Below are 20,964 nucleotides of genomic sequence, written 5' to 3'. Positions count from 1 at the left end.
CCGCGATCTCTCTCCTCCTGAAAGGCCAAGATGCCCGACATCATCCTTCATCAATACGCAACATCGCCGTTTTCCGAGAAAGTACGGCTCGTGCTGGGCGCCAAGGGCTTGTCCTGGTGCGCGGTGGAAATTCCGCCGATCCTGCCCAAGCCCGATGTCACGGCGCTGACCGGCGGCTACCGCCGCACGCCGGTCATGCAGATCGGCGCCGATATCTATTGCGATACGGCGCTGATCTGCGCGGTGCTGGACCGCATGGCGCCCAATCCGCCGCTGTATCCGGTGGCGCAGGCCGCGCAGTCGCGCATCATGGCGGCCTGGATCGACAGCGCGCTGTTTACGGCCACCGTGACCTACGCGATGCAGCCGGCCGGCGTGCAGGCGATGCTGTCGCACCTGTCGCCGGGGCAGATCCAGGCCTTCATGGCGGACCGCAAGGCCATGCGCGGCGACTCCAACGCGCTGCGCATGCCGTTGCCGGAGGCGGCGGCGATGCTGCACGAGACCTTCGCGCGGCTGCAGGAGCAGTTGTCCACCGGCCTGCAGCATGTGGCCGGGCCGGAGCTGTCGATTGCCGATTTCTCGCTGTTTCACTGCATCTGGTTTATCCGGCGGGCCCAGGCGCTGGCGGCATTGCTTGACGGGTATCCGCTGGTCAAGACATGGTTCGCACGCATGCAGGCGTATGGCCACGGCAAGCTGCGCGTGATTCCCGCCGAATCCGCCATTGCCGATGCCTACGATCACGACCCGCTGCCGCACGACACGACCATCCTGCCCGGCGCCGGCTTCGCGGCCGGTGACGCGGTCACGGTCACGCCCACCGACTACGCGAAGGACCCGGTGGCCGGCGTACTGCTGACGCTGACCGAGCACGTGGTCACGATTCGCCGGCAGGACCCGCGCGCAGGTGTGGTCAACGTGCATTTCCCGCGTCAGGGCTATCACGTGCAGGCGGCGGGCTAAGGCACGCAGTGGTGCAGGGTTTCCCCCTTCTGCCCCTTGCGGCAGGGGGGAGCCAGGACGATCAACACAAGACATATCCGAACCTATCCGGACATATCCGAAAACGGAGGAGACACCCATGAAGCAGTTCGAAGGCAAGGTCGCCGTCATTACCGGCGGCGCATCGGGATTCGGCAAGGAGTTCGCGCGGATTGGCGCCCAGTCGGGCATGAAGCTTGTGCTGGCCGATGTCCAGGAAGACGCGCTCGACGCCGCGGTGGCCGAGTTCAAGGCGCAGGGCGCCCAGGTGATCGGGCTGCGCACGGATGTCTCGAACGCCGAACAGGTTCAGGCGCTGGCCGATGCGGCCATGACGGCCTTCGGCGAGGTCAACCTGGTTTTCAACAACGCCGGCGTCGGTGCGGGCGGCCTGCTGTGGGAAAACTCCGAGAAGGACTGGGAATGGGTGCTCGGCGTCAACCTGTACGGGGTGATCCACGGCGTGCGCATCTTCACGCCGCTGATGCTGGAGGCCGCGAAGAAGGACCCCGGCTTCCAGGGCCACATCGTCAATACGGCGTCGATGGCCGGCCTGCTGAACCCGCCGGCGATGGGCGTCTATAACGTGTCCAAGCATGCGGTGGTGTCGCTGACCGAAACGCTCTACCAGGACCTGAGCCTGGTCACCGAACAGGTGCGCTGCTCGGTACTGTGCCCATACTTCGTGCCGACCGGCATCAGCCAGTCGCAGCGCAACCGGCCTGCCGGCCTGGCCAACGACGCGCCGCCGACGCGCTCGCAGATGGTGTCGCAGGCGCTGTCGGACAAGGCAGTCAACTCGGGCAAGGTCACCGCGGCGGACGTCGCGCAGATGACGTTCGATGCCATCCGCGACGAAAGCTTCTATATTTATTCCCACCCGCAGGCCCTGGCCACGGTGCGCAACCGCATGGAGGACATCGTCAACCAGCGTAATCCTGGCGATCCGTTCGGCGACAAGCCCGAAGTCCGCGCCGGCCTGATTGCCGCGCTGCGCGGCTGACCTGGCCACTTTCTTGCATCGTCGATCGGGAACCAGTGATGGCAGACATAGCCAGGGAGACAACGATGACCGCACCCGCCGTGATTCATCATTTGCAGTTCGCCAACCTGCCCAATGGCACGCGGCTGCATTACGGCAGTGCGGGCGAGCAGGGCAAGCCGCTGATCCTGTTCGTGCATGGCTTTCCCGAGTTCTGGTACGCGTGGGAGCGGCAACTGGCGGAATTCGGCCAGACCCACTTCGCGGTGGCGCCCGACCTGCGCGGCTTCAACCTGTCGAGCAAACCGGCGTCGCCAGACGCCTACAAGCCGAAGCTGCTGGTCGAAGACCTGGTGCAGTTCATCCGGGTGCTGGGCTACGAGCGATGCACGATCGTGGCGCACGACTGGGGCGGGGCCGTCTGCTGGAATCTGGTGGCGCAGTTTCCGGAGCCGGTCGAACGCTTTGTCATCATCAACTCGCCCCACCCATACCTGTTCGCCCGGGCGCTGTCGGCCGATCCGGCGCAGCAGCAGGCGTCGGCCTACATGAACTGGCTGCGCAAGCCCGGTTCGGAGCAGGCGCTGGCGGCCAACGACTTTGCCTTGCTGGAAAAGATGCTGACGGGCGAGGCGGGCGCCGTGCCGGCCTGGTTCACGGGCGAGACCCGCGCGAAGTATCACGCGGCATGGTCGGCGCCCGGCGACGACGATTCGCACCCGCTGACCGGCGGCGTCAACTACTACCGGGCCACGCCGATGCACCCGCCGGCGCCGGGCGAGACCGCGCCGGATATCTCGCGGCTGGACCCCGCGATGTTCGTGATCCGGGTGCCGACCCTGGTGATCTGGGGCGAAAACGACCGCGCGCTGCCAAAGTCGCTGGTGGACGGGCTCGAAGATTTCGTGCCGGACCTGCGCCTGGAACGCATTCCCGAAGGCACGCACTGGGTCATCCACGAGCAGCCCGAGCGGATCAATCTGCTGATCCGCAGCGCGCTGCCGTAGTGGCACGCGCCGAAGGCAGGGCGCGCCCTGGCGGCTTGAACCGGAGCCGCCAGCGCGCTGCCGGCTATTTGAGCCGCTCGCGATACAGCTTGTAGTTCTCGTCGTCGAAGCAGACAAAGGTCACCTGCTCGATCGACGGGGCGCGGCCCAGCGCGTCACGCACCGCCGCAATGGCGATATCGACGGCGCGCTCGCGCGGGAAGCCATAGATGCCCGTGCTGATGTTCGGAAATGCGACCGTGCGCAGATTATGTTCGCCTGCCAGCCGGATGCTGTTGCGATAGGCGCTGGCCAGCAGGGCATCTTCGTTCTCGCTGCCGCCTTTCCACACAGGCCCCACGGCGTGGATGACATAGGGGGCCGGCAGCAGCCCGCCCGTGGTGATCACCGCCTCGCCAGTCGGACACCCGCCCTGGGCATCGCGAATCGCCCGGCAGGCGGCCCCGATGGCCGGCCCGCCCGCGCCGTGAATGGCGCCGTCCACGCCGCCTCCGCCCAGCAGCCCGCTATTGGCCGCGTTGACGATGGCATCGACCTCCATTCTCGTGATATCCCCATGCACAACCTGCAAGTGTTCGCCTGTCATGGTGTCTCCTGTGTAGTCGGGGTGCCGTGCTGGCGTTGCACGCCCCTACAAGCATAGGCGCGGAACGTGCGCCCGGCAGCATCGCAAGCATGGCCGGTGATCGCGCAAAAGGTGCTTCAGGCGTTGTCTTGAGGGTTATTTCGTAATGCTGCAGGCCGGAAAGGCTGGCATGATACGGAAATCGAACGACCGTTCACAATTCGAATTGTTGTTGAACTTGTGATCCTGGTGTGCCCCCGGTCGGTATCGGTCTAACATGGCCGATTGTCCGATTTCGACTGTTCCTATGTCCGCTCAGCTTTCTCCGTCCGTTCCCGGCCTGCCTGCTCAGCCGCTCGACCCCCAGGTCGCGCAGCTGCTGGAACTGATCGCGCGGGCCAAGCGTCCGGCGATCCATACGATGGACCCGGCGGACGCCAAGATCGGCTACGAAAAGAGCGCGCCGATTCTGGACCTGTCGCCGGCAGCGGTACACAGCGTCGAGGATTTCGAGGTCACGGCCCGCGATGGGTACGCCATTCCGGTGCGGCTCTATGCGCCGCGCGAAGCCAGCTGGGCCGACCCGCTGCCGCTGCTGGTCTACTTCCACGGCGGCGGATTCACGGTCGGCAGCATTCATTCGCATGACGCGCTGTGCCGCGTGTTCTGCAATGGCGCCGATTGCCTGGTGCTGTCCGTGGACTACCGGCTCGGTCCGGCGTGGAAATTCCCGACCGCCGCCAACGACGCCTTCGACGTGCTGCATTGGGTGTTCGACGAAGCGGCCCGGCTCGGCGCCGACCCCGCCCGGATCGCCATCGGCGGCGACAGCGCGGGCGGTACGCTGGCGGCGGCCTGTGCCGTCGAGGCGCGCGATACCGGTCTGAAGCCGGTGCTGCAGATGCTGATCTATCCCGGCACCAGCGCGCGCCAGGACACCCCGTCGCACCACGCGCTGGCCGATGGCTACCTGCTCACGGCCGACATGATCCAGTGGTTCTTTGGCCAGTATCTGGATCAGGATGCCAGCCGCGACGACTGGCGCTTTGCGCCGCTCGACGGTGGCGGGCAGGGGGCCGACGTCCGGGGCGTATGCCCGGCGTGGATCGCCGTGGCCGGCTACGACCCGCTGCACGACGAAGGCGTGGCCTACGCCGCCAAGCTGCAAGGGGCCGGTGTGGCCGCCACGCTGGCCGACTACCCGACGATGATTCACGATTTCTTCAAGATGGGACGCTTTATCCATGCCGTGGCAGGCGCCCATGCCGACGCCATCGCTGCGCTGCGGGAGGCGTTCCAGACATAGTCAATCAACGAATTTTGGCCCGACCCCTGCCCATAACAACCGGGGCGGGCCTGCATCTGTTTCACGGTTTATCGAAGTCGCAACAGTGCATTTTTGCAGCAGAAGGAGACAACACTCATGCAACGCCGCCACTTTATGGCCCAGGTGGGCCTGATCGCCGCTTCGGCCGCAGTTGGACTGGCCGCCATGCCGGCACACGCCCAGGCGGACAAATTCCCGAATCGCCCGATTCGCCTGATCATCGGCTACACGGCCGGCGGTTCCACCGACATCCCGTTCCGCGTGCTGGCGGAAAACGCCTCGAAGATCCTGGGCCAGCCCGTGATCGTCGAGAACAAGCCCGGCGCCGGCGGCGTGCTGCCCGCGCAAATGATGCAGTCCACGGCCCCGGACGGCTACACGCTGGCGCAGGTGGCCATGCCCGTGTACCGCCTGCCGTACACCACCAAGATCAACTGGGACCCGGTCAAGGACCTGAGCTACATCATCAACCTGGCCGGCTATTCATTCGGCCTGGTGGTGCCGGCCGATTCGCCGATCAAGACGATGCAGGACTACATCGCCTACGCCAAGGCCAATCCGGGCAAGCTGACCTACGGTTCGCCGGGGTCGATGACCACGCTGCACCTGACCATGGAAGACCTGGCCATGCGCCAGGGCGTGCAGTTCTCGCACATTCCGTACAAGGGCAACTCGGAGTCGATGCAGGCGCTGCTGGGCGGCCATGTGATGTCGGTGGCCGATACGCCGGCCTGGGCCCAGTACGTGGAATCGGGCAAGCTGCGCCTGCTGTCCACGTGGGGCGACAAGCGTTCGGCACGCTTCCCGAACGTGCCGACGCTGAAGGAACTGGGCATGGGCATCGTGCAGACCTCGCCGTTTGGCCTGGTGGCGCCCAAGGGCACCGATCCGGCCATCGTCAAGAAGCTGCATGACGCGTTCAAGCAGGCCATGGAAATGCCGAACTACCGCGAATCGCTGGCCAAGTTCGACATGGAGCCGTACTACATGAGCTCCACCCAGTACGCGGCATTTGCGGCAGACACGGTCAAGCGCGAGCGCGCGATCATCGAGAAGCTCGGGCTGAACAAGCCGCAATAAGCCTGTCATCGGACGGGGCGTTCCACGGAGCGCCCCGTTTTTCATTGGGAGCCTGTGCCAGATGGCCAAAGAGGATTTCCGCCACAGCATGCCGCTGCGCGTGCGCTGGGCCGAAGTCGATCCGCAGTCGATCGTCTTCAACGCGCACTACCTGACCTACTGCGATATCTGCGTGACCGAATACTGGCGCGCGGTGGGCATCCGCTACCCCGACGACGTGCTGCACGCGCATGGCGTGGACATCTTCGTGGTCAAGTCCACACTCGAATACCACGCCTCGGCGCGCTTCGACGACATGCTCGATATCCACGGCCGCATGTCGCGGCTGGGCCGGTCGAGCCTGCTGTTCCGCGTGGAGATGTACCGTGGCGACGAGCACCTGATCACCGGCGAGATCGTCTACGTGTGCGCGGACCCGAACACCCAGAAGTCGGCGCCGATTCCGGCGCAGGTGAGGGAGCAGATCGAGGCGTGGGAGGTAACGAAGCCTGCTGCGTGAAGCGTGGGCAGGGGTTGAGGCGCCGGCCCTCTCCCCCGGCCCCTCTCCCGCCTTGCGGGAGAGGGGAGTGTAGTGGTCCAATTTCCTCAGACAGGTCGATAGGTGGAAAATCACGATCGACGAGGAAAGACGACATGACAAAGCAACGCCGCAAGTTTGACGCTACCTTCAAGCTGGAGGTAGTCCGGATGGTCCGGAATCAGGGCCTATCGGTCGCCGAGGTTTGCCACACGATGGCGATTGGGGAGACCGCCTTACGCCGGTGGCTGGTCCAGTACGACCTTGAAGTGGCTGGCGGCAAGGGAGTGGGCAAGCCGCTGACGCCTGAGCAGCAGCGCATTCGCCAGCTCGAAGAGGAAAACCGCCGCCTGAAGGAGGACAATCTGATCCTAAAAAAGGCATCGGCCTTCTTCGCCCGCGAACTCAAGTGATCTATCGAGTGGTTAGCGGATTGCAGAAGGAGGCGATCTCAATCAGTCGGGCATGCCGGGTGCTGGGCGTGAGCCGGGCGGGTTATTACGCGGCCGGGCGCGCGCCTGCCGCCAAGGAGAAGGCCTTGCGGCAGGCGGTGTATGTACGGGCGGCGTTCGAGGCCAGCGGACGTACCTACGGCAGCCGGCGCGTGGCGCAGGATCTGGACAAACAGGGGATGAAGATCGGGCGCTATCGAGCCCGCACGCTGATGCGCCAGGAGAATCTGCGCCCGGTGTGGAAGCGCAAGTTCGTGGCGACGACTGACAGTCGGCATGGCAAACCGATGGCGCCGAACGTGCTGAGCAGGCAGTTCAGGCCCGCACAGCCCAACCGGGCCTGGGTGTCGGACATCACGTATGTGCGCACGGGGGAAGGCTGGTTGTATCTGGCGGTGGTGTTGGACCTGTATTCGCGCAAGGTAGTGGGCTGGGCCAGCGCAGCGGCCATGCCCGCCGCGCTGGTGGCGTCGGCCTTGAGGATGGCCATCGTGCAGCGCAATCCGGCGCCCGGACTGATCGTGCATTCGGACCGGGGCAGCCAGTATGCAAGCGAGGAGTACCAGGGATTGCTGGCGCGCCACGGCCTGGTTTGTAGCATGAGCCGGTCGGGCGATTGCTGGGATAACGCCGTAGCCGAACGCTTCTTCCTAAACCTGAAGATGGAGCGGGTCTGGCAGAGGCGGTACACCGACCGGGCCGAAGCCCGGCGCGACATCACACAGTACATCGTGGACTTCTACAACCCGGTGCGCTTGCATTCGACACTGGGCTACGCGTCGCCAACAGACTACGAGGACAAGTTCCAACAGACCACCCTAACACCTGTCTGAAAAAACTTGACCACTACAGAGAAAACCGCGGGCATGGAGGGGGCGCGGCGGTAAGCTGGGATGCTGGCCCTCTCCCCCGGCCCCTCTCCCGCCTTGCGGGAGAGGGGAGAAAACCGCGGGCATGGAGGGGGGCGCGGCGGCAAGCTGGGATGCTGGCCCTCTCCCCCGGCCTCTCTCCCGCCTTGCGGGAGAGGGGAGCACAACAGCGGTTGCCGTGCCCCTTGTTTTCGCCCCTCTCCCACGCTGCGGGACAGGGGCGGGAGAGAGGGCCAGCGGCTCAATAGCGATACGGCTCACTCAAAGCGAGATCCCCGCATCCTCCGCATAGGCGCGGATCACGTCATCGAAGCTGGCGTCGCTGACAAAGCCCAGTTCCAGCGCGCGGGAAGGGTCCCAAGCCGCCGGCCAGGTACCCACGATCTTCTCGATGCGCTCCTCGCGCTGCCAGGTCACGCGGTCGGCCACCGCATCGCCGGCCACGCGGCGCAGGGCGTCCACCATCTGCGCCGCCGTCACCGACAGCCCCGGCAGGTTCACCACGCGGCGGTTGCCAAAGCGCGCGCCGTCCAGTTCGATGCCATTGACCAGCGCCTGGATCGCGCCGCGCGGCGACAGCAGCCACAGCGCGGTGTCCGGGTGTACCGGGCAGTTGGCCGCCACGCCCGACAGCGGTTCGCGGATGATGCCGCTGGCAAACGACGACGCGGCGGCGTTGGGCTTGCCGGGCCGCACGCTGATCGTGGGCAGGCGCAGCACGCGGCCATCGACAAAGCCCTTGCGGCTGTAGTCGGACAGCAGCAGCTCGCCGATGGCCTTCTGCGCGCCGTACGAAGACTGCGGGTTCAGCGCGGTATCGTCCTGGACCACGGCCGGCAGCTTGCCGCCATAGACGGCCACCGAACTCGTGAACACCACGCGCGGCACGTGGCCGACCTGGCGGCACGTTTCCAGCAGTGCCCGCGAGGCGTCCAGGTTCACGCGCATGCCCAGGTCGAAATCGGCCTCGGCCTGGCCGCTGACCACGGCGGCCAGGTGGAAGATCGCGCCGGTATCCCGGTCGATGGCCTGCGCCAGCACGGCCGGGTCGGACAGGTCGCCTGTCACGACGCGCACGCGGGCATCGTCGATCTGGGGCGCCACCACGTCCAGCAGCGTGAGCCTGTCGATCGTGACGGCGCGGCCGTCCAGGCTCAGCGTGCCGCGCTTGAGCAGCAGGCGGGCCAGTTGCAGGCCCAGGAATCCGGCACCGCCGGTAATCAGTACGTTCATGGTTGCAACCATCCGGTGGGTTTGCGAAGGATCAACGCTTCAGGTACGGCTTGAGCCAGCCCAGGCCCTCGGACGTGCCGGCACGCGGGCGGTACTCGCAGCCAATCCAGCCCGTGTAGCCGAGCCGGTCGATCACGTCAAACAGGTACGGGTAGTTCAGTTCGCCGATGTCCGGCTCGTGCCGCTCCGGCACGCCGGCAATCTGGATATGGCCGATGCCGGCAATATCGCGTTCCAGCTTCTTGGCGATGTCGCCTTCCACGATCTGGCAGTGGTAGCAGTCGAACTGCACCTTCAGGTTGGCGGCGCCCACCTGCTGGCAGATGGCCTGGCCGTCGTCCTGGCGGTTCAGGAAGTAGCCCGGCATGTCGCGCGTGTTGATCGGCTCGATCAGCACCGTGATGCCGTGCGCGGCGGCCGACGCGGCGGCGTAGGCCAGGTTTTCCAGATAGACGGCGCGGCAGCGGGCGCGGTCGGCGTCGGCCGGCACCAGGCCGGCCATCACGTGCACGCGGTCGTTGCCGATCACCGCCGCGTATTCCAGCGCCTTGGCAAACGCGTTGCGGAACTCGGTCTCGCGTCCGGGCAGGGCGGCGATGCCGCGCTCGCCAGCGGCCCAGTCGCCCGGCGGCGCGTTGAACAGGGCCTGGGTCAGGCCGTGCGCGTCCAGCCGCTGGCGGATCTCGGCGGCCGGATGGTCGTACGGGAACAGGTACTCCACGGCCTGGAAGCCGTCCTTTGCCGCGGCGGCAAAGCGGTCCAGGAAGTCGTGTTCCGTGTACATCATCGAGAGGTTCGCGGCAAAGCGCGGCATGTCAGGTCTCCTTGAACGTCAGGTTCGATCAGCGGTTGACCAGCCGGGCCGGGGTCAGCCACACCAGCACGGCGCCCACGATCAGGATGGCCGACAGCACATACATCGGCAATTGCGTGCTCTGCGTCAGGTCCTTGAGCGCGCCCACCATGTACGGCGACACAAAGCCTGCCAGGTTGCCCACCGAGTTGACCACGGCGATGCCCGACGCGGCGGCAATGCCGCTCAGGAACGCGGTCGGCAGCGACCAGAACAGCGGCGCGCAGGTCAGCACGCCGGCTGCGGCCAGCGACAGCGCCGCAATGGCCACCGGAGTATTGTGGGTGAAGGACGCCGCAATCGCAAAGCCCGTGGCACCCATCAGCGCCGGCACGATCAGGTGCCAGCGGCGTTCGCGGCGGGCATCGGCGCTGTGGCCCAGGATGTTCATGACGACGATCGCGCAGATGAACGGGATGGCGGACAGCAGGCCGATGTTGAGGTTGCCCGTCACGCCGCTGGCCTTGACCAGGGTCGGCATCCAGAACGTCAGCGCATACTGGCCGGTCACGAAGCAGAAGTAGATCAGGCACATCCACCAGACGCGGCGGTCGCTGAACACGGCGCCCAGCGAATGCATGTCGCGCTGGCCATTGGCCGCGGCGGCGGCCGATGCGGCGCGCTCGTCTTCCTCGATATTGCGCTTGAGCACGCGCTTTTCGTCATGGCTGAGCCACGGCGCCTTGTCGATGCCGTCGCGCAGCACGAAGATCGTCACGATGCCGATGGCAAACGCGGGCAGCGCCTCGATAAAGAACATCCATTGCCAGCCGGCCCAGCCGTGGGTGTCGTGGAACGCGTCCATGATCCAGCCCGACAGCGGGTTGCCGAACATGCCGGCCACCGGAATGCCCGACATGAACAGCGCGATCATCTTGGCGCGGCGATGCGAGGGATACCAGTACGTCAGGTACAGGATCACGCCCGGATAGAAGCCCGCCTCCGCCAGGCCCAGCAGGAAGCGCATGACGTAGAACTGCGTGGGCGTCTGCACGAACACGAACGCGGCCGAGATGATGCCCCACGTGATCATGATCCGCGCGATCCAGACGCGCGCGCCGATGCGGTGCATCAGCAGGTTGCTGGGCACCTCGAACAGGAAGTAGCCGATAAAGAACAGGCCGGCGCCCAGGCCGAACACGGTCTCCGAGAACTGCAGGTCCTGCGCCATCTGCAGCTTGGCGAAGCCCACGTTGACGCGATCGAGATAGGCGATCACGTAGCACAGCATCAGGAACGGCATGATGCGCCAGAACACCTTGGTGTAGGCGGTCTTTTCGGTGGCGGCGTCGGCGTCGAGCCGTGCGTCGGCGGCAGGGGTCCCCACCGCGGGGTTGGAAGCGGTCATCTGGAAGGTCTCCACGTGTATTGAAAATTCAGCCGGTTTGCTCCCTCTCCCGCAGGGCGGGAGAGGATTGGGGAGAGGGCAGGGGCGTTTGTTTTATGGCGTCGCCTGGGGGATGCGCTGGCCCTCTCCCCCGGCCCCTCTCCCGCCAGGCGGGAGAGGGGAGAAACAATCAGTCGGTCGGTATTACAGGTTCACCACCTCGCCTTGAACGTGTCGCGCAGTTCCGCCAGCGCGTCTTCATCGAGCGGGGCGGGCTTGTCCCGCAGCATCATCCAGAGCCTGGCGGTTTCTTCCAGCTCCTCCAGCGCCCAGGCCGCGCGCGACACGCTGTCTTCCCACACCACCGGTCCCAGGCGCGCCAGCAGCACGCCGCGTACCTCGCGGGCCAGCTGCGCCACGCGGGCGGCCACGGCGGGGTCGCCGGGGCGATGGTACGGAATCAGCGGGATATGGCCGACCTTCATCACGTAGTACGGTGTGATCGGCGGCAGCACGTCGTCGGGCTGCCAGACGCCGGCCAGCGTCAGGGCCACCAGGTGGGTCGAATGGGTATGCACCACGCCGTGGGCGTTCGGGTTGTTGTCGTAGACGCAGCGGTGCAGCGTCAGCGTCTTCGACGGCTTGTCGCCCGATACCCAGGTGCCGTCGGTGGCCACCTTGGCCACCCTCGCCGGGTCGAGCGTGCCCAGGCAGGCATCGGTGGGCGTGATCAGCCAGCCGTCTTCCAGGCGGGCGCTGATGTTGCCGGCCGTGCCGACCGTGTAGCCGCGCTGGAACAGGCTGGCGCCGACGCGGCAGATCTCTTCGCGCAGCGCGCTTTCGTTCTGGCTCATGGTCGGGCTCATCGCGCGGCTCCCAGCGCGAGCAAGGCTTCGTCGAAGAAGTTCTCGCCGCCGAAGTTGCCCGATTTCAGGGCCAGCGCCAGCGGTTCGGCATCGAGCGTGACCGTGGCCGGCACGCCGGGGGCAATCTGGCGGCCGATGCGCAGCGACTGCACGCCCAGCGCCTGCACCACCGCGCCCGACGTTTCGCCGCCAGCCACCACGAAGCGGCGCGTGCCGCGCGCCTTGAGCGTGGCCGCAATGCAGGCCAGCGCGTGCTCGACCAGTTCGCCCGCGCGCGCCACGCCCAGTTCGGCCTGCACGGCCTTGACCTGCTCGGGTTGCGCGGTGGCGTAGATCAGCACCGGCTCGTCATGATCGCGGGCAAAGGCCAGGGCCTCGTCGGCCACGGCCTCGCCACGCGCCAGGCGCAGCGGATCGATCCGCAGGGCGGGGCGCTTCTGGGCGATCCAGTGCGCCACCTGGCCGTTCGTGGCGCGCGATGCGCTGCCCGCCAGCACCACGCCGTGGCCATTGACGGCCGGCACATCGGCGGCGTCGGTGCGCGCGGGCAGCAGCCCGGCACGGCGAAAGTTCTGCGGCAGGCCCAGCGCGATGCCCGATCCGCCCGTGATCAGCGGCAGCGCCGCGCAGCCTTCGCCCAGCGTGAACAGGTCGGCGTCGGAGATCGCATCGGCAATGGCCAGCTTCACGCCTTCGGCGCGCAGTGCGTCGATGCGGGCGCGCACGGCCTCGGGCCCCTTGGCGACGGTGTCATAGCGCAGCAGGCCCGCCTTGGCCCGGCTCTGGCGCTGCAGCACGCGCACCAGGTTGGCATCGGTCATCGGCGTGAGCGGATGGTGCTCCATGCCCGATTCGTTGAGCAGGGCATCGCCCACGAACAGGTGGCCACGGAAGATCGTGCGGCCGTTTTCGGGGAAGGCCGGGCAGGCGATCGTGAAATCGCTGCCCAGCGCGTCGAGCAGGGCCTCGGCCACCGGGCCGATATTGCCGGTGTCGGTCGAATCGAACGTCGAACAATACTTGAACACGAACTGGCGGCAGCCCTGTTCGCGCAGCCAGGCCAGCGCCGCCAGCGATTGCGCCACGGCGTCTGCGGCCGGAATCGTGCGCGACTTCAGCGCGACGACGATGGCGTCGGCTTCCACGGCCGACGTGGGCACGCCAATGGTCTGTACGGTGCGCATGCCGTTGCGCACGAGCGTGTTGGCCAGGTCGGTGGCGCCGGTGAAGTCGTCGGCGATGCAGCCCAGCAGCGGGCCATTCGGGCCATTCGGACGGTTCTGGCGATCGGTCGTCATCGCCTTACTCCCTGGTCTTGCCGGCCGGCAGTTCGATGCCCGGGAAGATCTTGATGACGGCCGAATCGTCCTCGCCGCCGTGGCCGGCGGTGGACGCCATCATGAACATCTGGTGCGCGGCGGCCGACAGCGGCAGCGGGAATTTGCTGGTGCGCGCGGTATCGAGCACCATGCCCAGGTCCTTGACGAAGATATCGACGGCGGACAGCGGCGTATAGTCGCCGGCCAGGATGTGCGGCACGCGGTTTTCGAACATCCACGAATTGCCAGCGCTGTGCGTGATCACGTCGTAGAGCGCGTCCGGGTCCACGCCTTCGCGCAGGCCCAGCGCCATGGCTTCGGCCGCGGCGGCGATATGCACGCCAGCCAGCAGCTGGTTGATGATCTTGACCTTCGAGCCCGCACCATGGGCGTCGCCCAGGCGATAGACCTTGCCGGCGATGGCGCCCAGCACGTCTTCGGCCAGCGCGTAGGCTTCGGCCGGTCCCGACGTCATCATCGTCATTTCGCCAGTGGCCGCGCGGGCCGCGCCGCCCGAGACCGGCGCATCGATCAGCAGCAGGCCCTTTTCGGCCAGGCGCTTGCCCAGCGTCTCGGCAAAACCGGGGGGCACGGTGGCGCTGGCGATCACGAGCTTGCCGGCGGCCATGGCCGGCACGGCACCCTGTTCGCCGAACAGCACCGCTTCGGTCTGCGCGGCGTTGACCACCAGCGTGATCACCACGTCGCAGCGTTCGCCCAGTTCGGCCGGGCTGGCGCAAGGCACGCCGCCGGCGTCGGCAAAGCGGCGCAGCACGTCTTCGCGCAGATCGAACGCATGGACCTGGAAGCCGGCGCGCAGCAGCGACTGCGCCACGCCATAGCCCATCGCGCCCAAGCCGATGACACCAATATTCCTGGACATGGAAATCTCCTGAAAGCGGGATTAATGCGACGGGCCTTGCGGCAGGTCGCCGGCGGCAGCATCGTCGTCGCCCAGTTGCGACAGGCGGCGCGCCGCGTTGTACATGTGGTTCTGCGCGGCATTGCGCGCGGCGTCGGGGTCGCCGGCACGAATGGCGGCGACGATGGCCTGGTGTTCCTCGCGCACCTGCCGCGAGAAATCCTCGCGGCGCGCCTCGTTGGTACGGGTCACGCGGGTGGCGGTTTCCAGGTACTGGCTCAGGAACGCCAGCGTCTTGAGAAAGTAGGGGTTGCCGGTGGCTTCGGCGATGGCGCGGTGAAAGCCCACGTCGGCGTCCACGCCGTCGCCGCCGGCAGCCACCTCGGCATCCAAACGGGCCAGCGCGGCGTCGATGCCGGCCATGGCGGCATCGGTGCGGCGGCGGGCGGCCTGCGCGGCCACCTCGGCTTCGATGGAACGTCGCAGTTCGACGATTTGCAGCACCGATTCAAGCGTGCCGACGTCGGTGTAGTCGATGCGCAGCGGCCGGATGCCGGCCTGCTCCGTGACGAACACGCCGCTGCCCTGGCGCGATTCCACCAGCCCTTCGTATTTCAGTCGTGCAATGGCCTCGCGGATCACGGTGCGGCTGACGCCGAATTCCTCGGACAGCACGGCCTCGGTGGGCAGCTTGGCGCCACGCGGAAAAGCGCCGCCTTCGATCTTTTCGAGTAGCTGTTCGGCCACGCTGTCGGTCAGCGCACGGGCGGGAATCTTCTGGAACATCGTCGTCACGTCATCGGGTAGTCAGGTCATCATACAAATTTCATCGAGGGTTGGCAGAGGGGGTAATCCCTAGGATGGTGCGTTGTCTGGCCGATAATCGCACGCGTCTGCCGCGCCACCTTGACCGCCGTCACGGGCCTGCCGGCGTATGATGGCGTCTTTCCAGACTTCCCCGCCCTCGAACATCATGTCCGTTTCCGCCGATTCCGTACTGGTCTGCCCCTGGGAGGAAGCCCGCGAACGTGCGCGCGCCATCCGCTACAGCGTGTTTGTGGAGGAGCAGGGCGTGCCGGTGGAACTGGAGTGGGATGACATGGACGCGGCCAGCTGGCACGCGCTGGCGTTTGCCGCCGATGGCACGCCGGTGGCCACGGGCCGGCTGCTGCAGGATGGCCATATCGGCCGCATGGCCGTGCTCAAGGCGGCGCGCGGCACCGGCGTGGGCGCCAAGGTGCTGGACGCGCTGATGGCCAAGGCCGCCGAACTGGGCTACCCGGCACTGATCCTCAATGCCCAGACCCACGCCGCGCCGTTCTACGCGCGCGTGGGCTTCGAGCAGGTGGGTGAGGAATTCGAGGAAGCCGGCATTCCGCACGTCGAGATGCGCAAGCGCATCGGCTGAGGCTGCCGGTTCCTCGGTTTTCGGCTACGCGCCGAACTCACGCAGCAGCGCCTCGCGGTCCTCGTCGAGCCGGGGCGCCGGCCGCACCGCGCCGGTCTGCCACGCGTCGCCGATCTTGATCGGATTGCCCGCCACGCGCAGCGACTTGTCGGCGCCGATGCCAACGTCGAGCAGCATCTGCCGGGCCTCGACGTGGGCGTTCTCCATGATCTGCGGCACCCCGTTCAATGGACCATGCGGCACGCCGGCGGCCTCCAGGATGGCCTCCCATTCGGCGGTCGGTGCCGCGCGCAGGCGCGTTTCCAGGCATTGCTTCAGGTCCGCATGGTGCTCGTTACGGGCCGGGACCGACGCGAACCGGGGGTCGTCGGCCCATTCCGGCCGCGCCAGCGCGCCGCAGAGCCGTTCGAACAAGGCGTCGTTGCCCACGGCAATCACGATAAAGCCGTCCTGCGTGGCAAACATGTCGAACGGTGTGATCGACGGGTGCCGCGTGCCCAGCGGCTTCGGCACGTTGCCGGTGGCAGAAAAACGGGCGATGGGGTTTTCCAGCAGCGCCACCTGGCAATCGAGCATCGAGATATCGACCCGTTCGCCCAGCCCGGTCGCGGCGCGCCGCAGCAGCGCGGCCTGGATGCCGATGGTGGCATACAGGCCCGCGCCGATATCGCCAATCGACACGCCCACGCGCGCCGGATTGCCGCCGGGCTCGCCGGTCACGCTCATCAGGCCGCCCATGGCCTGCACCACCATGTCGTAGGCGGGCCGGTTGCGGTAGGGGCCGGTCTGGCCGAAGCCCGAGATCGACGCATACACCAGGCGCGGATAGCGGGCGCGCAGCATCTCCCATGTGTAGCCGAGCTTGTCCATCACGCCGGCGCGGAAGTTTTCCACCAGCACGTCGGCGCCTTCCAGCATCCGTTCCAGCACCGCGCGGTCCGACGCGTCCTTGAGGTCGAGCGCGATCGACGACTTGTTGCGGTTCACCGACGCAAAATAGGCCGACTCGCCGTCGACGAACGGCCCCACCTGGCGCGAATCGTCGCCCCGGCCAGGATTCTCGATCTTGATGACGCGGGCGCCCAGGTCGGCCAGCATCATCGTGCAGTACGGGCCGGCCAGCACGCGCGTCAGGTCGACGACCGTGATGCCGTGCAGGGGGCCGTTTGGCGTTGTCATGCTTGACTCCTTCAGGTTCGGTGCGCGGGCCGGCATCAGTCGATCTTCGCGCCGCTGGACTGCGCCAGGTCCACGCCGATCTTGCCTTCGCGGGCCGCAAATTCGCGGAATTCGGCCACCGATGCCGACACCGACACCTCGTCGCCCTGCGCCAGGAATCGCTTGCGCAGTTCGGGGTCGGCCATGACGCGGGCGGTGGCTGCGAACAACTTGTCGATGATCTCGGGCGGCGTTTTCGCGGGTGCGAACAGCCCGTACCAGGCCGACAGGTCGTAGCCCTTGAGCCCGCTTTCGGCGATGGTCGGCAACTGCGGGTTGGCGTTCGAGCGTTGGGCCGATGTGACCGCGATCGGCACGACCTTGTGGGTGTCGATCATCGGCTTGACCGATGGCGCCGTGCCGAACGTCACCTGCACGTCGCCGGCGGCCACGGCCTGCGCCGACGGCGCGCCACCCTTGTACGGCACGTGCGTCATGCGCACGCCGGCCAGCTTGGTGAAATAGACGCCAGCCAGGTGCGTGATCACGCCATTGCCCGACGACGAATAGTTGATGGCGCCCGGGTGCGCCTTGGCCTGGGCGATCAGGTCCTGCACGTTCCGGATGCCGCTGTCCTTGTTGACCGCCAGGATCAGCGGTGCGGCCGACAGTTTGGTGATCGGCGCGAAGTCGGACGGTTCGTAGCGGATGTTCTTGTACAGCACCTTGTCGCCGCCCATCAGGCTGGCCGTGGCGATGTAGAGCGTGTAGCCATCGGGCGCCGACTTGGCGACGTACTCGGCGGCAATCGTGGTGCCGGCGCCGGGCCGGTTGTCGACCACCACCGGCTGCCCAAGCTCGCGGCTCAGCGCATCGCCATAGAGCCGCGCCGTGTTGTCCGCGCCGCCGCCGGCCGGAAATCCGATCACGAGCCGGATCGGCTTGTTGGGGTAGGGCGCTTGCGCCGATGCGGCAACGGGCAGCGCCGCGAACAGCGTGCCGAAGATGGCCAGCGCGGCGCGATGGGGCAGGGTGGTCAGGGGGGGCAGGGTGGTCGTCATGACGATGTCTCCTCCGTAGCTGTTTCGCCACTTGAGTGAATGGACGCGGCTGTGCCTGGCGTGGCTATCGGCCGCGGAACGCAGGGGTTCGTTTCTCCTTCCATGCCGCCGCGCCCTCGCGCAGGTCTTCCGAGGTTTCGGAGCGGAGGATGTCGCGTTGCAGCGCGTCGGCGTCAAGCCGGCCGCAGGCGATGTCGTTGAGGTGGCGCTTCATGCCAGTCAGTGCGATCGGCGCCATGCCGGCCAGCTGGGTGCTCAATGCCGCCACGCGCGCGGCCAGCGCATCGGCGCTGACCATCTCGGTCAGGAAGCCGATGCGCAGCATCTCGTCGGCCTCGATGCGGTCGGCGGTCAGGAACAGCCGCTTGGCGGCGTTCAGGCCCAGGCGCGAGACATAGCGTTCCATGCCGCCGCGATAGAAGTGCAGGCCCAGCCGGGCGGCCGGCATGAACATGTCGCATCCCGGCACGCCGATCCGGAAATCGCACGCCAGGCACAGGTCGGTGGCGCCGCCATAGACGCCCCCCTGGATGGCGGCAATCGTGACGGGCCGCGCGGCCTCGATGGCGTCGATCACGTCGCCGAAACTGGCCGCGCCTTCCTCGGGCTTGCCGCCCAGCGATCCGATGTCGTAGCCGCTGCAGAAGTACTTGCCCGCGGCGGCGAAGCACAGCACCAGCACGTCGGGCATGGCATTGACGGCGGCAACGTGGTCGCGCAGGGCAATCAGGTCGGCCGGGCTGAGCCGGTTGGCCACATGGGGGCGGCGCAGCGTGATGGTGGCAACGCGGCCTTCGATGGCCAGGGAGGGTGAGGTATTATCCATCTCGTTATATCTCATAGCCGATTTGATATATCAAAAAAGGCTACAGATATTTTTATACGGAAGGTAGAGGGTAAACCCATGCAATCGCTACAAGATCGGATTCGCGAAAGCGTGATCGCCGCCATCCAGGCGGGCGATCTGCGGCCCGGCGCCCAGATTGACGAGAAGATGCTGGCCGAGCAGTTCGACAGTTCACGCACGCCGGTGCGCGAGGCGCTGCTGATGCTGGCCGCCCAGGGGCTGGTGTCGATCGCGCCGCGCGCGGGCATGTTCGTCCACAAGCCCAGCGCGGCAGAGCTGGTGGCGATGTTCGAGACGCTGGCCGAGATGGAAGGGGTGGTGGCCCGCCTGGCCACCCGGCGTATTTCGGCCGAAGGGCGCCGTGCGCTGGCCGATTCGCACGCGGCCGCCGGCGTCCCGGCGCGCCAACGCGATGCGCTGGCGTACGCCGACGCGAACCGGGTCTTCCACGAGGTGCTGTACCAGGCGGCGGCCAATCCATTTCTGTCGGAGCAGATCGTGCAGTTGCGCCGCCGCCTGGCGATCTACTGGCAGCGCAAGGACCTGATCAACGAGGCGCGCGTGGCGACGTCGTACCGCGAGCACGGCCAGGTGGTCGAGGCCATTCTGAGCGGGCAGGCCGATGCTGCGGCCGAGGCCATGCGCACGCATATCTCGGCGGGCGGCAAGGCGCTGGCGGACCTGGTGCTGCTGGCCGACGCGGCGTCGGCATAGCGTTCGCCAATCAGCGGGATCTGGCCGCAGGGGGCTGCGGAGGAACGGATTTTGCGGGATGGCGTGGCCGTCTACCTGAATCCGGAGGCCATCATGAGCATCTTCAAGGACATCCTTAACAAGCTGCTGCACCGCAGCCAGTCTGGCGGGTCCGCAACCGCCAGCGCCACGCCGGGCACGACGCCGAGCGCCACGACCGGCACCACGTCGCCATCGGCCAGCCCGAACGCGCCGTCGCCGGGCGCCGTTCCACCGCCGGGCAGCGCGCCCGCGCCGTCCGCCGCACAGGCGCAGCCGTCGTTGTCACAGGTCGATGTGGAAGCGGTTATGGACAAGGCGGCCAGCGAGGCTGGCCAACCGCTCAACTGGCGCACATCGATCGTCGACACGCTGAAGGCGCTGGGCATCGACAGCAGCCTCGAACATCGCAAGGCGCTGGCCAAGGAGCTGAACTACACGGGCGACATGAACGATTCCGCGGCGATGAACCTGTGGCTGCACAAGCGCGTCATGCAGGAACTGGCCGCCAATGGCGGCAAGCTGCCGAAGGACCTGACCGACTGACCGAAGGATGGACTGGCGGTTCTGCTCGCGCCGTGAAAGTTTGCACGCCAGCTTTGCAAACGGCGGCGCGAGCCCGGGCCCGGGGCGGCCCGGCTGCGATGACGATTACCGGGGTGCCGGGACGGTCCCGGTATCGCGTGCCACCTTCAGGCGGCCCTGGTACGACACCTCGCCGGTCTTGCCATCGGCGTCGAAGCTGCGTTCGACAAAATCGAAGCGGCCGTCGTGCCGCACGCGCAGCACGGTGCTGGCGCGCGTGCCATAGCTGGGCGAACGGATAAAGGCCGACGACAGCAGCTTTTCCCATTCGGGGGCCACGCCGGTACTCGGCAGTTCCCAGTCGGGCGCCTGCTTTTCATCGGCCAGCAGCTGCAGGTAGGGCTCGGGGTCCGATCCGGACTGTCCGCGGTCGGCGGCCAGTACCTCGCACATGGCACCCACGCGGCTGCGCACCTTGGGCCAGGGCGTATCGAGCAGGGCGTTGGACAGGCCATACAGGCCGGGCTTGAGCTTCTGCGGCTGGCGCGACTTGGACCGGTTGCTGTACCACCAGAGATCGTGCAGGTCGCTGGCCAGCAGGTTGAAGCCGTTGTACGCGCCGGGCGCGCGGGCCAGGTCGTGCAGATACTCGTCGGCGGTCTGGTTGCCGCGCAGGAAATGCGACACCAGTTCCCCGCGCGAGCGGGCATCGGTACGTTTTTCGGAAGGGGCGCGGTAATTGGTCAGCGCCGCAAAGCGGGCGCGCGAATCATCGGGCCATTCGGGCGATTCGGCGTTGGCGACGCCCATCCACGTACCGGCATCGCCAATTACCTCCGCCAGGTCGCGGCCGCCCAGCACTTCGTGGGCATCCTGCCACCAGTGCGCGGCCGCCGCCGGGCGGGCATAGAATTCGTCGCGGTTGCCAGCTACCACCAGGGCATAGTCCGGGTGCGATTGCCAGGCCACCAGTATCAGACACATGGGGGC

Annotated in this window: 22 protein-coding genes; 10 read left to right on the top strand and 12 right to left on the bottom strand. The window is 67.0% G+C overall.

Features of this window, described 5'->3' with window-relative positions; genetic code table 11:
• Nucleotides 1–30 precede the first annotated feature (30 nt).
• From AC24R4_RS25540 to AC24R4_RS25530, 3 genes are all read left to right on the top strand, one after another.
• Complete coding sequence (locus AC24R4_RS25540) at nt 31–966, top strand: glutathione S-transferase family protein (RefSeq protein WP_400391903.1); 936 nt, start codon at nt 31–33, stop codon at nt 964–966.
• A 118-nt stretch (nt 967–1,084) separates the two neighbouring features.
• A complete protein-coding gene (locus tag AC24R4_RS25535; protein WP_400391906.1) occupies nt 1,085–1,987 on the top strand; it encodes an SDR family oxidoreductase in 903 nt (300 codons plus the stop codon).
• 65 nt (nt 1,988–2,052) lie between these two features.
• Nucleotides 2,053–2,973, top strand: coding sequence for an alpha/beta fold hydrolase (locus AC24R4_RS25530; protein ID WP_400391909.1), 921 nt, complete (start codon nt 2,053–2,055; stop codon nt 2,971–2,973).
• 64 nt (nt 2,974–3,037) lie between these two features.
• Here the strand turns inward: AC24R4_RS25530 and AC24R4_RS25525 are convergent, their stop codons facing one another.
• Nucleotides 3,038–3,559, bottom strand: a complete 522-nt coding sequence (locus AC24R4_RS25525) for an O-acetyl-ADP-ribose deacetylase (RefSeq protein ID WP_153948195.1) — start codon at nt 3,557–3,559, stop codon at nt 3,038–3,040.
• Between the two features lie 286 nt (nt 3,560–3,845).
• Here AC24R4_RS25525 and AC24R4_RS25520 point away from each other — a divergent pair, with 286 nt between their 5' ends.
• From AC24R4_RS25520 to AC24R4_RS25505, 4 genes are all read left to right on the top strand, one after another.
• The gene (locus AC24R4_RS25520) at nt 3,846–4,844 is read left to right on the top strand and encodes an alpha/beta hydrolase (RefSeq protein ID WP_400391912.1); all 999 of its coding nucleotides are present in this window, start codon (nt 3,846–3,848) and stop codon (nt 4,842–4,844) included.
• A 117-nt stretch (nt 4,845–4,961) separates the two neighbouring features.
• Nucleotides 4,962–5,945, top strand: coding sequence for a tripartite tricarboxylate transporter substrate binding protein (locus AC24R4_RS25515; RefSeq protein ID WP_400391915.1), 984 nt, complete (start codon nt 4,962–4,964; stop codon nt 5,943–5,945).
• Between the two features lie 61 nt (nt 5,946–6,006).
• Nucleotides 6,007–6,444, top strand: a complete 438-nt coding sequence (locus AC24R4_RS25510; protein WP_400391918.1) for a YbgC/FadM family acyl-CoA thioesterase — start codon at nt 6,007–6,009, stop codon at nt 6,442–6,444.
• Nucleotides 6,445–6,578: 134 nt separating this feature from the next.
• Nucleotides 6,579–7,747 (top strand): IS3 family transposase gene (locus AC24R4_RS25505; protein ID WP_487523469.1). Its coding sequence is split into 2 segments (ribosomal slippage): nt 6,579–6,846 and nt 6,846–7,747, totalling 1,170 coding nucleotides; the frame shifts between segments, so codons are not numbered across the junction.
• Between the two features lie 297 nt (nt 7,748–8,044).
• Here the strand turns inward: AC24R4_RS25505 and denD are convergent.
• From denD to AC24R4_RS25470, 7 genes are all read right to left on the bottom strand, one after another.
• A complete protein-coding gene (gene denD / locus AC24R4_RS25500) occupies nt 8,045–9,016 on the bottom strand; it encodes a D-erythronate dehydrogenase (protein WP_487523828.1) in 972 nt (323 codons plus the stop codon).
• A gap of 31 nt (nt 9,017–9,047) precedes the next feature.
• A complete protein-coding gene (gene otnI / locus AC24R4_RS25495) occupies nt 9,048–9,830 on the bottom strand; it encodes a 2-oxo-tetronate isomerase (protein WP_400396946.1) in 783 nt (260 codons plus the stop codon).
• Between the two features lie 28 nt (nt 9,831–9,858).
• Nucleotides 9,859–11,217: an MFS transporter gene (locus AC24R4_RS25490; protein ID WP_487523827.1), complete on the bottom strand. Its 1,359-nt coding sequence runs from the start codon at nt 11,215–11,217 to the stop codon at nt 9,859–9,861.
• A 191-nt stretch (nt 11,218–11,408) separates the two neighbouring features.
• Nucleotides 11,409–12,050, bottom strand: a complete 642-nt coding sequence (otnC, locus tag AC24R4_RS25485; RefSeq protein WP_400395454.1) for a 3-oxo-tetronate 4-phosphate decarboxylase — start codon at nt 12,048–12,050, stop codon at nt 11,409–11,411.
• 8 nt (nt 12,051–12,058) lie between these two features.
• Entirely contained in the window at nt 12,059–13,360 is a 1,302-nt protein-coding gene (gene otnK, locus AC24R4_RS25480) for a 3-oxo-tetronate kinase (protein ID WP_400395456.1), read from the bottom strand.
• Between the two features lie 4 nt (nt 13,361–13,364).
• Entirely contained in the window at nt 13,365–14,264 is a 900-nt protein-coding gene (gene ltnD / locus AC24R4_RS25475) for an L-threonate dehydrogenase (protein WP_400395458.1), read from the bottom strand.
• Between the two features lie 21 nt (nt 14,265–14,285).
• Nucleotides 14,286–15,029 carry a FadR/GntR family transcriptional regulator gene (locus AC24R4_RS25470; RefSeq protein ID WP_400395460.1) on the bottom strand — a complete coding sequence of 248 codons (744 nt, stop codon included), beginning with the start codon at nt 15,027–15,029 and terminating at the stop codon, nt 14,286–14,288.
• 187 nt (nt 15,030–15,216) lie between these two features.
• Here AC24R4_RS25470 and AC24R4_RS25465 point away from each other — a divergent pair, with 187 nt between their 5' ends.
• Nucleotides 15,217–15,651, top strand: coding sequence for a GNAT family N-acetyltransferase (locus tag AC24R4_RS25465; RefSeq protein ID WP_400395459.1), 435 nt, complete (start codon nt 15,217–15,219; stop codon nt 15,649–15,651).
• A 24-nt stretch (nt 15,652–15,675) separates the two neighbouring features.
• Here AC24R4_RS25465 and AC24R4_RS25460 read toward each other — a convergent pair whose 3' ends face one another.
• The 3 genes from AC24R4_RS25460 to AC24R4_RS25450 all read right to left on the bottom strand — a co-directional run bounded on the left by AC24R4_RS25460 (nt 15,676) and on the right by AC24R4_RS25450 (nt 18,696).
• Entirely contained in the window at nt 15,676–16,830 is a 1,155-nt protein-coding gene (locus AC24R4_RS25460; protein WP_487523826.1) for a CaiB/BaiF CoA transferase family protein, read from the bottom strand.
• 35 nt (nt 16,831–16,865) lie between these two features.
• On the bottom strand, nt 16,866–17,870 hold the full coding sequence (locus tag AC24R4_RS25455; protein WP_487523825.1) for a Bug family tripartite tricarboxylate transporter substrate binding protein: 1,005 nt from the start codon (nt 17,868–17,870) through the stop codon (nt 16,866–16,868).
• Between the two features lie 64 nt (nt 17,871–17,934).
• On the bottom strand, nt 17,935–18,696 hold the full coding sequence (locus tag AC24R4_RS25450; RefSeq protein WP_487523824.1) for an enoyl-CoA hydratase/isomerase family protein: 762 nt from the start codon (nt 18,694–18,696) through the stop codon (nt 17,935–17,937).
• A 78-nt stretch (nt 18,697–18,774) separates the two neighbouring features.
• On the opposite strand from AC24R4_RS25450, the gene AC24R4_RS25445 reads away from it, so the two are divergent.
• Nucleotides 18,775–19,431, top strand: a complete 657-nt coding sequence (locus AC24R4_RS25445) for a GntR family transcriptional regulator (protein WP_487523823.1) — start codon at nt 18,775–18,777, stop codon at nt 19,429–19,431.
• A 93-nt stretch (nt 19,432–19,524) separates the two neighbouring features.
• Nucleotides 19,525–19,995, top strand: a complete 471-nt coding sequence (locus tag AC24R4_RS25440) for a DUF3597 domain-containing protein (protein ID WP_487523822.1) — start codon at nt 19,525–19,527, stop codon at nt 19,993–19,995.
• 105 nt (nt 19,996–20,100) lie between these two features.
• Here the strand turns inward: AC24R4_RS25440 and AC24R4_RS25435 are convergent, their stop codons facing one another.
• Complete coding sequence (locus tag AC24R4_RS25435) at nt 20,101–20,958, bottom strand: NRDE family protein (protein WP_400394222.1); 858 nt, start codon at nt 20,956–20,958, stop codon at nt 20,101–20,103.
• Nucleotides 20,959–20,964 lie beyond the last annotated feature (6 nt).

This window comes from Cupriavidus sp. CER-90 (assembly GCF_057652055.1).
Note: the sequence above shows the minus strand (reverse complement) of the source record. Positions and strands in the feature narration are given on the sequence as shown.